Below are 12,919 nucleotides of genomic sequence, written 5' to 3'. Positions count from 1 at the left end.
CGGATCATCGGCGTCTCTCTCGCAGGTCAGGATCAGGTGAGGAGGCGCCGGAGCCCGTCGATGTCCGACGCGGTCAGGCCGAGCCCGTCCGCGGCGTATCCGGCGATCGTGCCGAACTGCTCACGCACCTGGGCGAAGGCTGCCCGGAGGTAGCTCTCGCGGACGCCCAGCACGGGCATGAGCGTCTCGCGGTCGACGCCGAGCGACTCCGCGTGCCGGAGCACCGGCTCGAGGGCGGGCAGCAGATCCGTGTTGGTCTGCAGGTAGTCCTGGTACACGCTCCCCTCGTCCACCCCGAGCAGCGTCAGGATGGACGCCGCGGCCCATCCGGTGCGGTCCTTGCCGGTGGTGCAGTGGAACAGCGCAGCCCCCGTCCGACTCTCATCGAGCAGCCCGAGGAGGAGCGCTCGGTACGCCGCGAGGGCCGAGGGGAGACGGACGATGTCGCGGTAGGTCTCCTCGAAGAGCCGTTCCGCCTTCCCGTCGCCAAGGCTCTCGGCGAACGCCTGCGGGTTCGCCGAGAGATCGTCCAGCCGTGCCGCGACGCTGAGCGAGCTGTCGGCGAGGACATCGAGCCCGACACCGCGGATCCCCTCCGGCAGCCGGTCCGGCGAGGCGGCGACCTCACCGGCGGTCCGCAGGTCGTACACCGTCTCGACGCCGAGCGCGGCGAACCGCGGGCCGTCGGCATCGGTGAGCGATGCGAGGGTGGCCGAGCGATACAGGACACCCTGTCTGATCCGGCCGACCGTCGCCGGCAGGCCACCGAGGTCGCGGAGGTTCGGCGCGCTCGGGATCGATATCTTCCGGTCCTGCAGATCGCTCATGCGATTCCCCTCTCCGTGCTTCTCCCGGCTAGGACGTGCTCCGCGTTCTCAGATCGCCTCGGGACGCGGGGCGACCCAGGTGCCGTCGAGGACGGACGGGTGCGGCCGGTAGAGCCGGAGGGTGTAGTTCCAGCCCGGCATGATCGGCAGGGCGTTCGGCACGTCGCCCGGATGCTCGCCGAAGCGGACGGTGACGCCGCCGTCCTCATCGTGGACGGCCGTGAGGCTGTTGATGCTGTTCACCCCGAGCTCGTTGGGCTCGAAGTAGCCGTCCGCGTTGTAGAGCGACACAGACCAGAACGCATCGACGGGGACGTCCGTCAGGTGAAGCCGGTAGTCAGCGACGGGCAGCCCCTCGTCGACGCTGATGTAGGTGGCCTCGTACTCGGGCAGACCACCCCAGCCGCCGGCGGCGCCGAGCAGATGCATAACGGGATCGACCTCCGCCTCCGCGCCGAAGGCATGGTCGTAGGTCGAGACCCCGCGCCCGAGCGCGAGGAGCGCATCGTGGGTCTCCGCCTGCGATGACCCGTCGTACTCGGGAAGGGGGAAGTCTCCCGCTCCCCCACCGGCGAGGACGAGGGCGTCCTGCAGCCCGTTCACCTCTGCGACGTCGGCGGGATCGTTCGGGTCGACGAGGATGCGCACCAGGAGCGCTGCGTAGTCGGTGCCGACCAGGTCGCGGGTGAGCAGATGCTCGCCGGGCTCCCGCAGGATGAGCGGGCCGTAGTGATCCTGGCTGATGACGTAGGCGGAGATGTAGCGTGCGCCGACATCCGGCAGCGTGACGGTGACGCCATCGCGCACGTCGATGATCGCGCTGCTGTAGAGCGTGTCGCGGTTCTGGCGGATGATCGGCTGATCATCGAGCGGCTTGAGCCCGCGGGTGTGGTTCCACCGCCCGAGCCCCGTGTCGGCGGCCAACCGGGAGAACATGAGGTCGGACTCGGCGCGCGCGAAGTTGCGGACGTTGACCTTCGTGGCCGGCCCCTGACCGGCGATGTTCATCGGGCTGGTGTTCATGCGGTTGGTGTTCATGCGGTTGGTGTTCATGAGAGTGCCTTCACCTTCAGCTGTCCGCGGCGGACCCGGCCTCACACGCAGCCGTCGGTTCCAGTGTCCTCAGTGACGGACGACGGGGTCCCCGGTCTCATCCTCGACGGATGAGACCGGGGGTAGACATCGTCCTCGGCCGACGCCGCGCCCGCTATCGTGGGAGCCATGCTCGAAGCGGTGCGTCGGGAACTCTCATCCAGCACGCCCGAGCACGCTCGCGCCGTCCTGCGGAGGAACTGGCTTCAGCTCATCCTGGAGTCCCATACCCGCGAGCTCGAGCAGCTCTGCCTCGACTCCCCCGATCCGCACGATCCGCACGTCCTCCTGATCAGGGCGTGCTGCCGCGACCTCCTCGGCGACTCCCACGGGGCGGCCTTCCTTCGCGGTCAGGGGCTGCGGGCGGCCTCCGACGACTTCGTGGTCTGCTTCGCCGACCTCCTGCTCGCGACCGATCCCGCCGCCAAGGCCACGGTCGCCGATCGCGCGCACCAGGCGCTCACCGAGTGCGGACCCGACGACGACTATCCGTCGGCGCTGTTCCTCCTCGGGTGGACGGAGGTACGGCTGCGCCGCGACCTCACGGGCGCGATCGCCCTGCTCCGCTCCGCGGCCGACGAGGCGCGCCTGCAGGGTCGCGCGGAGACGTTCCGTCTCGCGCAGTCCAACCTGGCCTTCGCCCTCACCCAAGCAGGGCTCTTCACCGAGGCCGAGCAGATCCTCGACGCGCTCCCCTCCACCCCGTCGCCGTCCGACTGGGACCGCTTCGAGAGCGGCCTCCCGCAGAGCAACCGCGGATGCATCGCGTACTGGCGAGGCGACTTCGAAGAGGCGGTCGCACACCTCGACTCGGTCATCGTCGAGGGGAGCCCCGGAAACAACTTCGAGGCGCTCGCCCGCCTGTACCTCGGGATGACCCTGGTCGCCCTGAAGCGGGAGGACCGCTACTACGCCGCATCGGTCCTGCTCCAGGGGGTGAGCAGGGCCGACAAGCACGGCATCCCCTGGGACACGCTGCGACGGGTCACCTCGGCATGGCTCGCCCACGCCGAGGGACAGGACGAACGGGCTCGGAGCATCGCCGCACCCGCGCTCGCCCGCACGGGGACTCCGGTGGCGCACGCGCTCCTCGCCGAGCTCTACCGCACGCTGGGCGAGCCTGCCCTCGCCGCCCAGGCGTTCCGGCTCGCGTCCTCGACGGCGATGCCCCGCTATGCGCTGGTCAGCACGCTCGTCACCTCGGCGGCCCTCCGCTCGGCCGCCGGACACGGCCCGCAGGCCCACGAACAGCTCGGTCGGGCGCTGGAGGCGGCGAGCCCGGAGCGGATCCTCGCACCGTTCCTGTCCGACGACCCGGTGGTCGGCGACCTCCTCGACGCCCACGCCCATCGGGGCTCACGACACCATGAGTTCCTGCACACCGTCCTCGAACGACGCGGCCAGCTCTCGCAGCTCCTCACCGGCGTGCTCACCCGACGGGAGAACGAGGTGCTCAGCTGCCTGCGCACGACGATGACCGCCGAGGAGATCTCCGCGCACCTGGGCATCGCCTACCCCACCGTGAAGACGCATATCCGCTCCATCTACCGGAAGCTCGGCGTCACGACCCGACGAGCCGCCGTTCACACGGCGAGCACGCGATAGGTTCGGGACATGACCGCACTCGACGGAACAGTCGCCCTCGTCACCGGAGCCTCCAGCGGGATCGGCGAGGCCACCGCCCGCGCGCTCGCCGCCGAGGGCGCGACGGTCGCGCTCGTCGCCCGCCGCGAGGACCGTCTCGAAGCGCTCGCGACCGAGCTCGGTGACGCCGCCCTCGTCGTGGTCGCCGACATCACCGATCGCGAGCAGGCGCGCACGGCCGTGCAGCGGACCGTCGACGCCTTCGGCCGTCTCGACATCGTCGTGAACAACGCGGGCGTGATGCTGCTCGGCCCGATCGAGAACGCGCCGGTCGACGAGTGGGACCGCATGATCGACCTCAACCTCACCGCTCTGCTCTCGGTGACCGAGGCGGCCCTCCCCCACCTCCTGCGGGCGGCGGAGACGGAACCGCGCATGGTGGCCGACATCGTCAACATCTCCTCCACCGCCGGACGCCAGGTCAAGCGTGGTTCCGCCGTGTACAACCTCACCAAGCACGGGGTCGGCGCGTTCAGCGAGTCGTTCCGCCAGGAGTTCAGCCGTCGGCACGTGCGGGTCGGCGTCGTCGAGCCGGGTGCCGTGGCCACCGAGCTGCGCGACCACCTCCGCCCCGACATCCGCGAGGCGAACCTGCGCCGACTCGAGCAGATGGAGCCGCTCCAGGCCGCGGACGTCGCCGACGCGGTGCGCTACATCGTGACGCGCCCTCGGCACCAGATGATCAACGAGCTCCTCCTCCGCCCCACTGAGCAGGACGACTGAGGCCACCGCCTCCCCCGATCAGATTCCCCGGAGGAACCGTCTGCGGGTGCTGGTCGTGGTCGGCGGGACGAGGACGCAGTCGGGACGTGCGCGGAGCGTGGCGATCAGCGCGTCCAGCGGGCCGAGGTCGAGGATGGAGCCCGCGTAGATCGCCCAGACGCGCCCCTCGGGGATGCACAGCACCTGTTGCACGCCCGTCTCCGGCCCGAGGATCCCGTGGGGCAGGCGCAGCCATTCGTCGGTCTTCCGATTCCACAGCTGGAGGAGGTCGTTCGTCCTGCTGAGGTGGCCACGGGTCAGGACAGCCGCCCATTCGTCGCCCAACGCGGAGATCCTCGTGCTGAAGATGCCGGCAAGGGGTCTGACCCGCTCGTTCCCCGTCGTGGTGTCCAGCTCGATGAGGGCGTCAGCGGTGACGTAGGCGAAGCCGTTCGTCACCGGGAGGGTTGACGAGGACTCGCAGGGACGCATCCTCAGCCGTGCGCGCCTGAGCCTCTTCCCGTCCCACTCACGGACCTTGCCGCCGAGGAGCAGCCAGCAGCGTCCATCGCCGCTGTGCGCGAGCCCGGGCGGCGCCGTCCCGTGCCGCGGCGCGGCGGCATGGGCCAATGGCACGACGTCCCGTCCGCCATGAACGGCGCTCGGCACCCGCCATGCGGATCCGCCATGGAGAACGAACAGATCGTCCCCGTGGAACCCGAGGCGGGCGCCTTGCGGGACCTCCGGGAGAGCGTCGACGGTGTCCCACTCCTGGACGGGCCTGCTCGGATCGCCGATCACCAGGACGCGGGCGGGTGATGTGACGACCGCGGCGATGGTCGTCGCGCCCTGATCCGCCGCGACGCTCTCGAAGTCGTGCGAGGTCTGTGTGACCGGCGGGGGCCAAGCGCCGGAGAGGTCGACCCAGCTGTCCGGATGCTGATGGCGTGGGAGCATCAGCATCCGGTGCCCGACGACGACCTCATCGGCGCCGAGGTACCCGGCGGCGCGACGGTAAGGAATCCTGTCCGCGAGCGCCAATCGCTTGGCGGGCGCGCCGACCCGCCGACGCGCCTGACGCAGCGGCCTCCTATCTCCGGCGGCCGACGCCGCCGTGTCCCCGGCCGTCGTGATGAGGAGGAGGAAGCTGTCGGAGGGCGAGGGGATCCGCCACAGGACCGTTCCGAGGGACTCCAGCTCCTGTCCGATCGCAAGCAGCGACGTGTCGGGCAACTCGGTGGCGTAGTTCGCCGCGAGCTCGTCCAACGCCGGCGAGGCCAGCGCCGGGAGCTCCTTCCCGAATCTCCCCCGCAGCGCCGCGAGGATCTCAGCCGACTCCGCGTTCCAGTCGACCTCGACGAACGCGGCGTCATCAGTGACAGACACAGGATCTTCGACAGACACAGGATCTTCCTTACTTCTTCGGCGGGAAGATGCGGTCTTTCATGCGCTTGAGCGCGTCGTACCGCGGCATCGGGTTCTTGTCGGTCTGCGGGAGGACCGCGGTGCCTTGACGGCGCTCGCGCCGGGTCCGGGCCGCTTCATCGGCGAAGTACGGATAGCGGATCCAGAGCTTCAGGAGCCACAGCCGGCTGATCTGCCGTTCCCGGAACAGGGTCAGCGGCCGCACGTCCCGGGTATAGGGAAGCTCCAACGTGAACTCCTCGTTCACGATCCGCGGATCCGCACGCAGCCCGCGGATGGAGTTGGCGAGGTTGCTGCCATGCACCACCTGCATCCACCGCGGGGCGGTCACCACATTGAGCACGGGCGCGTGACGCTGGCTCTGCGCGTGGCGGAAGTCCTGGAACACGGTGCGCATCGGCGTTCCGGTCGTGAGCTTCTCGACGTAGGAGATGAAGGGGTTCAGCGGCTCGTCGTAGCGGAACACCTGACCCGAGCGCGCCACCTGAACGCCGCGCAGGAGGTTGATGTACATGCTCTCCTGCCCGTCGAAATGGCTCTGCACCTCCTCGATGAACCGGATCCCGACAGCATCGTCGCTGTCGATGCGGGTCGTGATGAGGTAGTCGTCCTGGCTGAGCACGCCCGTCACCGCGTCGCGGATGACCGAGTGCGACCACGGCTCATCGAGCCACACGGGTGTGAAGAGCCCGGGCGCGAGCGCCTCCATCTCCTCGCGCAGCCATTCGGGAGAGCTCGCATCGCAAAACACCAGCCAGCGGAAGTCCCGCACCGTCTGGTGCGACAGCGACGAGGCCAGGGCATCGCGGAAGAACCCCCACCGATACACCAGCCAGTCATCGTCCGGCGGGGGCTGCTCGGCGAGAAAGCGAACGCTGAAGCGCGTCAGGAGGACGTGATCGAACGTGGGCACGACCTCATCGTAGGGGTGGGACGGTCCATGCACGTGGCTCGACGTCGATGGAGCGTGCTCCGGCGACTCGGCTACGACGCGGCGACGGGGATGAAAGCGCGAAGATGCTCACGAAGAGGCTCGTCGCACACGTACACGTAGGTTCCCCGGATGCCGCGGGTGAGAAGCACCGCATAGATGTTCTTCACGTAGCGTTCGATATCCGCGTCTGAGTAGACGAGACCCCGTTTGCGGTTGTTCTCGAGTCCTTTCTTGTCTCGATACTGGGTTCGATCGAATCGGATCTCGCCGCTCTCCGGATCGAGACGCAGATCGGGGCCGATGATGACACCTGCATAGTTGAGGTCGTACCCCTGCACGGTGTGGATCGACCCGACTTCGTCGAGAGCATCCGGCGAGTTGATCCAGTCCTTCTCGGCCGAGTTCCAGCGCCAGCGATATCCGTCGATCTCGATGTCGTAAGGCCGCTCAGCGAGCGGTATCCGCTTCATCCCCTTCTTCTTCGGGTCTGATTGCCACGTCCACGCGTACCCGGCGGCGAGCCGCGAGAGCCCGTACTCCTGATCGCGCTCACGAATCAGGTCGTCCATCGCTCCGATGTCATCGAACAGGGCGAACTCGTACTCGCCGAGGTCCGGCAGCGACGGTCTCGAACCGGCCAGCATCTCGCGAACGAATCCGACGTAGTCGGCCCCGGCTTTCACCCGCATCTGCGTCTTCAGCGGGAAGAAGTGATGACCGGCCTTCGCCTCACCGACGACTTCCCCGACCACCTCCGGTGGGAGGTCTGCCGGACGTACGCTCTGAGCCGGGTCCATCAGAAGGATGCTGTGGGTGCTCTGCGCACGTATCCAGTCGAGCTGGGTGTACTCGGTGGAGTCCGCCCCGAAAAGCCGTTCATTGATATCGGCGAAGGCGGCGTTGAGCGAACCGGAAGACTGATTCGCACGCTGGTTCAGGCGATGGGCCTCGTCTACGACAAGAACGTCGTACGGTTCGGTGGCTTTTCCCACGTCGTATGCCGTGAGCACCATCGATCCGTCGAGTCCCGGTGCGCGGTCGAAGACTCTCGCGATGGACGTGCGGAGCGATTGCTGCGGCACCACGATGCCGATCCGCAGCCCTTCGAGCAGCTCGGGATATCCTCGTGCGAAGAAATCGGAGATCGGGCTTCCCTGCTCCGCATCGTCTACGCCCCGTGACGCCTCGATGTCTCGAAGCGTCTTGATCAGCGAGATACCGACGATGGTCTTTCCGGTGCCGGGGTTTCCAGAGACGACCATCGTGGTCGACCGGCCGGCCTCGAGGTCGTCGAACAGCGCCTTCAGTATCTCCAGGATCGCACTCTCCTGGTCAGGGACGAGCGATTTGAAGGGCGAGAGCTTGAAGAAGTCGCTGTTCTCGATCTCTCGCAGCGAATGCCGGAAGAGGCCTCGCTCGCGGAGCTCCTCGAAGATCTCACGAAAGCGGGGCTGGAAGGCGGCGCGACCGGCGTACTCCTCGTTGCGGTGTCCGTCATTCGCATTGATGACGGCATAGATGCCGTCAGAGTAGAACCACTGGATCAGCAGCGATTCCAGGTCGTAGCATGCGGATCGGTGGAAGGTGTCGTCGAGCAGGATCCGCGCGACGTCGAGGTGCCGCTTCTTCGGGTCGCGGCGGTGCTGCGTCATCCGGAGCAGCGCGTTCCCAGTCTCACCGACGTAGATGTCTCGCCGATCGTTGATCGCATAGACCGCAGGCCAGTTGCTCAGCTTCCCCGTGGGGTCCGGATAGTCACGGAGGCCGTCCGCGTCGAACGGGATCTCCGCGATCTCAAAGCCGGTCATATTTGGTGCTTCTGCCCCGGGAGATCTCGGCGGGGTACTTGCCTCGGCTGATCTCGAGCTTCTCGAGAATGATCGCTTCGGGATCGACCCCCAGCCGATCTGCGAGCTGGTAGCAGTAGGTCAGGACGTCAGCGAGTTCGAGACGAACCCGCTCCGCATCGAACTCGGGCGACCATTGGAACTCTTCGAGGAGCTCGCCCGCCTCGATCGCGATCGACTTCGCGAGGTTGTCCGGCGAGTGGAACTGCGCCCAGTCGCGCTCGGCGACGAATGCACGCAGCGCGGTCATCACGGTTTCACTGGTCACGCCGCCCAGCCTACTCAGCGCGTGTGCGCGATCCGGCGCCCCCGCGCTCGCGAGCCTCCGTCATCGCGATTTGCAAAATATATAGACCGGTCTATTCTTGGGGCATGACATCCAAAGGGGACCTGACGAAGGCACGGCTCGCAGGGTCCATGCTTGAGCTCATCCAGACCAGCGGCTTCAGCGGAACCGGCCTGAATGCCGTGATCGAGCATGCGGCGGCTCCGAAGGGATCGGTCTACTTCCACTTCCCCGACGGGAAGGAGGGCCTGGGCATCGCTGCTGTCGAACTCGCTGCGAAGCAGTTCGAGACGCTGATCGCCGAGGCGGCAGCCTCCACCAGAACGGCGGCAGATGCCGCCCGGGCCATGATCGCCGCCCTGTCGACCATCGTCAGCGAGAGCGACTTCCGGCTGGGTTGCCCGGTCTCTGTCGTCACACTGGAGATGGGCGCGGAGAGCGAGCCCCTGCGGCAGGCGTGCGTCACGGCCTTCGAGTCGTGGATCGCCGCGACGGCTGCACTCCTCGAGGCCAGCGGCATCGAGGCCGAGGAGACCCGGTCTCTCGCGACCGTCGTCGTGTCGACGATCGAGGGAGCGGTCATCGTCTCTCGCGCCATGCGGAGCGTTCAGCCGTTGGCCTCGGCCGCCGACGTCGTGGTGGGCCTCATCGAGCAGCGCTCCGGAGCCGCTGGAGGGAGGCGATGACGCCATACGAGGACTCCCGTCACGCCCTGGTCTTCGGCGCCTCGGGTCTGGTCGGCCGGCACCTCGTCCTTGCCCTCGCCGAGGCCGGTGCGGACGTCACGGCCGCAGTTCGGACCGCCGAGTCTGGAGCCCAGGTCGAGCGATGGGTCAAGGAGCACGGCCTGACACGGCGCATCAGCACGGTGATCGTCGACTTCGACGCTCCGGAGATCCTCGCAGGCGGCGCCGCGGCGTTCCCGTTCATTACCGAGATCCACAACTGCGCCGGATCGTACCGATTCGGGATGACCGCCCAGGAGGCACGCAGCGCGAACGTCGGCATCGTCGAGAAGCTGATCGACTTCGCCGCAGACCTCCCCCACGTGCAGCGCGTCGTCCACGTGTCGGGCTATCGCGTCGGCGGACAGGACCCCACAGCCATTCCGTGGTCCGAGGACGATCGCGCCGCGGTCTATCGGGAGCTCGGCGCCTACGAAGCGTCGAAGATGGAATCCGATGCGATCCTCCAGGCCCGAGCCCTGGAACGAGGAGTCTCGTGGACCATCGTCAATCCGTCCAGTGTGATCGGCGACAGCGTGACCGGGGAGTCCGACCAGCTCATCGGCCTGGCCACGACCATCGAGCAGATCTGGGACGGCACAGCCGCGGCGCTGCCGGGAGGCAGATCGACGTTTCTCCCGGTCGTCACGGTCGACTACCTGGCTGCCATCATGGCGGCAGCAGCGGTCGATCCGGCTTCTGCCGGCATGGCCTACTGGGTTCTCGACGACGACACCCCACCGCTGGCCGACCTCCTCACGCACGTCGGCCGGCATCTCGGCGCGAGAGTCCCGCGAGTGAGAGTGCCGACCAATGTCATCAAGCGGCTCCCGCAGCGGATCACCAAGGCGGATCCCGAGACGCTCACCTTCATGTCCACCGACCGCTATCCGACGAAGTCCGCCGTCGACCTCGCCGACAGACACGGGATTCGAATGCCCGACGTGCGGGTGTCCCTCGAACGGTGGGTCGACCACCTGGCCGCGCACCGGTTCGGTTCCGACATGGCGGGCAGTCGTCGATTCGTCGATGCCGGGGGTCTGAGGACATTCGAGCTCGGCGTCTCCGGATCCAACCGTCTGATCCTTCCCGGCCTGCCGGTCAACGCGGACACCTGGGCCGAAGTGGCGTCAGGCATCGGCGCACGAGCTGTCGACCTGCCCGGACTCGGTCTCAGCGGCGGGACGGGCATTCAGGACTGGGAACAGTGGCTGCCCGCTGTGCTCGGTGAGGAGCCCATCGATCTCATCGGCCACTCCCTCGGTGCTGCCGCGGCAACGATCGCCGCCGACCGGTTCCCGGCGAGAGTCGCGTCCCTCACGCTGATCGCGCCGTTCTTCCTCCAAGCCCCGTCCGGCGCCTCGACCAGACTGCGGCCGCTCGTCAGCACCTACCTGCGGCACACCGATGCAACTCGACTGTCACGCACGCTCACCGGATCAGAGACGAGCGCGGCTGCCCTCGCCTCCAGCCTCAGAGACCTCAAGCGAAGCACCGCCAAGAGGGCAGCCGCGCAGCTCGCTCATGCGGGTTCCACGCGGTGGCGTGCCGAGCTCCGAGAAGCACTGGGGCGATTTCGCGGCCGGGTCCGCATCATCACTGGAAGCGAAGACCCCATCGCCCCCGCCACGGTCGACCTGCTGGCGACGCTTCCGAACGTCGCGCTGATCTCAGTGCCGGGTGCCGGGCACCATCCGCAGCTCACCCATCGCGATGCTCTCGTCGATCTGCTCTAGAGGCCGGTCGCGACGAAGCCGGCCACCAATCTGGTCACCAGATCAAGTGCCTTCTGAGAGGCTGCCGTTCGGAGCCGGTGACGAAGCGATGATGTCGATGACCTGGCCCAGCCATTCACGTGCAAGGGCGATGTCCGGCAGCACCGGCGTCGCCCCGCCGACCTCAGTTTCGGCGCGTGCGTCAGAGTACGCGAATTCCCAGCCGCCCATCGGACGCAACGGGAGCGGCGGCCAGGCCTGCTGCCGTCGCCAGTCGAACGTGCGCACGCACAGCTCCCGCAAGACCGGCAGATCGGGGCCGGCGCTCCAGAGCAGTTGCAGGTCAACCAGGTCATGCGCTCGCACGTAGGCGAGGTCGGTGACGGCGTGGAGCTTCTGCGCGATCTGATACTCCAGATCGACGAGTTCGACGGCCTGCAGATCCCCAAAGCCGAAGTAGGCGCCGAACTGCACGAGCTCGCCGTCGATCTCCTTTCGCGTATGCGCATACGGATCGATCTCGGGATCGGAGACCTCGACATCGAGCGCGCCCCACGCTGCGCTAAGGAACGTGATCGATACCCGGTACGGGTGCATCACATACTCCGGTCGAGCGAGCCCCGGGTCATGGAGCTTCACCGCTCGGACGGTCGCAGTGAAGGCGACACGTTCCGGCGCATCCGGGTTGCGACGCAACTCGCCTTTCGACGCCGGCACTGTTCCCCATCCCTCGGCCAAACGCGCGCGGAACGCCTGCTCGAACTCGTCACCGCGGATGCGGGTGGAGACATCGAGGTCGGAGGTGGCGCGCGTGCCGCGCTCGCCGAAGCGCAGCTTCACGCCCATGCCGCCTTTGACGGCAACAGCGTCGGGAAGCATCTGCGACACGATCAGCGTGCAGAGCATCACCCGCGCACGCGCGACCGGGATGCCCAGCTCGGAGGCGACCTGCGCGAGCCGGGCATTGAGCTGCGTCACGTTCAGCGGTGGGGTCACTTCACTCACGCTGACACCGCCTTCCACACCGCCGCGTCCTGCTCGCCAATCACGTCTCGCCTGATCGCCTCATCGACCACGGCCCCCCATCGGTCCGGCGGCATCCGATCCCGCATGTCTTCCAGCGCCCGTCGAACGGTCGTCGCAGAGACGCCCTCGTAATGAGTGAGATCCTCATCGGGCACGTCCGGCCGGTTCTCCAGTTCCATCCACTCCGGCAGCGTGCGACGCACGCGGCGCCGCGTGCCCACACGCACCTTCGGCGGATTGAACTGCCCGAGCCCGAGCAGATCGAGCACGGATTCGCGGTGCAAGAACGCCCCTTCCCCGGCAAGAGCCACGGCAATCGTCGGCTCAGTGAACGAGGTCGTCGGCACGTCGCGGTGCGTGTAGACACCCTGCCCGTACCCGTAGAGCGCGCCACGGGCGGCAAGTTTCCGCACCTCGACAGCGGGCACGCCCGCATCCTCCGCCTCCGCGACCGTCACGACCCCGTTGCGGGTCGCGGCAATCTCCCACAAGTCTTGCCGGTAGCCCATCACATGCCCCCTCGCCAATACCGTACCACAAAAGGTACGGTATTGACTTTCCGATCGAAGCGCGACTTCCGCTGCTCTGCCAGTTTCCTCGACAACGAGGCATCGCACCTCGGCCCAGCCAATGTGCTCGTGGACGATCTTGACCGATTCGTCTGGCGGGACATGTCGAGCCCGGTGAAACAGTGGC

Annotated in this window: 12 protein-coding genes; 4 read left to right on the top strand and 8 right to left on the bottom strand. The window is 67.6% G+C overall.

The features are described from left to right. Positions 1-32: 32 nt before the first annotated feature. Together J2Y69_RS02380 and J2Y69_RS02375 are read right to left on the bottom strand one after the other, a co-directional pair. A complete protein-coding gene (locus tag J2Y69_RS02380) occupies positions 33-827 on the bottom strand; it encodes a tyrosine-protein phosphatase (RefSeq protein ID WP_310017152.1) in 795 nt (264 codons plus the stop codon). Between the two features lie 48 nt (positions 828-875). Continuing rightward, the gene (locus tag J2Y69_RS02375) at positions 876-1,880 is read right to left on the bottom strand and encodes a DUF1214 domain-containing protein (RefSeq protein ID WP_310017150.1); all 1,005 of its coding nucleotides are present in this window, start codon (positions 1,878-1,880) and stop codon (positions 876-878) included. Between the two features lie 168 nt (positions 1,881-2,048). Between J2Y69_RS02375 and J2Y69_RS02370 the strand changes: the two genes are divergently transcribed. Continuing rightward, positions 2,049-3,524 (top strand): LuxR C-terminal-related transcriptional regulator, encoded by a 1,476-nt coding sequence (locus J2Y69_RS02370; RefSeq protein ID WP_310017149.1) that lies wholly within the window; start codon positions 2,049-2,051, stop codon positions 3,522-3,524. Between the two features lie 9 nt (positions 3,525-3,533). Then, complete coding sequence (locus tag J2Y69_RS02365) at positions 3,534-4,286, top strand: SDR family NAD(P)-dependent oxidoreductase (protein ID WP_310017147.1); 753 nt, start codon at positions 3,534-3,536, stop codon at positions 4,284-4,286. Positions 4,287-4,304: 18 nt separating this feature from the next. On the opposite strand, the gene J2Y69_RS02360 is transcribed toward J2Y69_RS02365, so the two are convergent. From J2Y69_RS02360 to J2Y69_RS02345, 4 genes are all read right to left on the bottom strand, one after another. Further along, positions 4,305-5,651: a hypothetical protein gene (locus tag J2Y69_RS02360; RefSeq protein ID WP_310017145.1), complete on the bottom strand. Its 1,347-nt coding sequence runs from the start codon at positions 5,649-5,651 to the stop codon at positions 4,305-4,307. A 28-nt stretch (positions 5,652-5,679) separates the two neighbouring features. Continuing rightward, entirely contained in the window at positions 5,680-6,603 is a 924-nt protein-coding gene (locus J2Y69_RS02355) for a glycosyltransferase (RefSeq protein ID WP_310017143.1), read from the bottom strand. Between the two features lie 71 nt (positions 6,604-6,674). Beyond that, a complete protein-coding gene (locus J2Y69_RS02350; RefSeq protein WP_310017141.1) occupies positions 6,675-8,432 on the bottom strand; it encodes a DNA/RNA helicase domain-containing protein in 1,758 nt (585 codons plus the stop codon). Then, a complete protein-coding gene (locus tag J2Y69_RS02345; protein WP_310017139.1) occupies positions 8,419-8,739 on the bottom strand; it encodes a nucleotide pyrophosphohydrolase in 321 nt (106 codons plus the stop codon). The genes J2Y69_RS02350 and J2Y69_RS02345 overlap by 14 nt, the downstream gene beginning before the upstream one ends. Positions 8,740-8,843: 104 nt before the next feature. On the opposite strand from J2Y69_RS02345, the gene J2Y69_RS02340 reads away from it, so the two are divergent. Together J2Y69_RS02340 and J2Y69_RS02335 are read left to right on the top strand one after the other, a co-directional pair. Further along, positions 8,844-9,443, top strand: a complete 600-nt coding sequence (locus J2Y69_RS02340; protein ID WP_310017137.1) for a TetR/AcrR family transcriptional regulator — start codon at positions 8,844-8,846, stop codon at positions 9,441-9,443. Continuing rightward, complete coding sequence (locus tag J2Y69_RS02335) at positions 9,440-11,218, top strand: alpha/beta fold hydrolase (RefSeq protein ID WP_310017135.1); 1,779 nt, start codon at positions 9,440-9,442, stop codon at positions 11,216-11,218. The genes J2Y69_RS02340 and J2Y69_RS02335 overlap by 4 nt, the downstream gene beginning before the upstream one ends. Before the next feature lie 42 nt (positions 11,219-11,260). Here the strand turns inward: J2Y69_RS02335 and J2Y69_RS02330 are convergent, their stop codons facing one another. Further along, the gene (locus tag J2Y69_RS02330) at positions 11,261-12,202 is read right to left on the bottom strand and encodes a nucleotidyl transferase AbiEii/AbiGii toxin family protein (RefSeq protein WP_310017133.1); all 942 of its coding nucleotides are present in this window, start codon (positions 12,200-12,202) and stop codon (positions 11,261-11,263) included. Next, positions 12,199-12,732 (bottom strand): type IV toxin-antitoxin system AbiEi family antitoxin domain-containing protein, encoded by a 534-nt coding sequence (locus tag J2Y69_RS02325; protein WP_310017131.1) that lies wholly within the window; start codon positions 12,730-12,732, stop codon positions 12,199-12,201. The genes J2Y69_RS02330 and J2Y69_RS02325 overlap by 4 nt, the downstream gene beginning before the upstream one ends. Between the last annotated feature and the right edge of the window lie 187 nt (positions 12,733-12,919).

It is taken from the genome of Microbacterium resistens (assembly GCF_031456305.1).
Lineage (GTDB): Bacteria > Actinomycetota > Actinomycetes > Actinomycetales > Microbacteriaceae > Microbacterium > Microbacterium resistens_A.
This window is presented reverse-complemented; position numbering and strand designations above follow the sequence as displayed.

Bases quoted from the DNA above. Each gene is read 5' to 3' on its own strand.
- J2Y69_RS02375 (WP_310017150.1), bottom strand. From the start codon at position 1,880: ATGAACACCAACCGCATGAACACCAACCGCATGAACACCAGCCCGATG.
- J2Y69_RS02350 (WP_310017141.1), bottom strand. From the start codon at position 8,432: ATGACCGGCTTTGAGATCGCGGAGATCCCGTTCGACGCGGACGGCCTC.
- J2Y69_RS02365 (WP_310017147.1), top strand. From the start codon at position 3,534: ATGACCGCACTCGACGGAACAGTCGCCCTCGTCACCGGAGCCTCCAGC.
- J2Y69_RS02340 (WP_310017137.1), top strand. From the start codon at position 8,844: ATGACATCCAAAGGGGACCTGACGAAGGCACGGCTCGCAGGGTCCATG.
- J2Y69_RS02325 (WP_310017131.1), bottom strand. From the start codon at position 12,732: ATGGGCTACCGGCAAGACTTGTGGGAGATTGCCGCGACCCGCAACGGG.
- J2Y69_RS02380 (WP_310017152.1), bottom strand. From the start codon at position 827: ATGAGCGATCTGCAGGACCGGAAGATATCGATCCCGAGCGCGCCGAAC.
- J2Y69_RS02335 (WP_310017135.1), top strand. From the start codon at position 9,440: ATGACGCCATACGAGGACTCCCGTCACGCCCTGGTCTTCGGCGCCTCG.
- J2Y69_RS02370 (WP_310017149.1), top strand. From the start codon at position 2,049: ATGCTCGAAGCGGTGCGTCGGGAACTCTCATCCAGCACGCCCGAGCAC.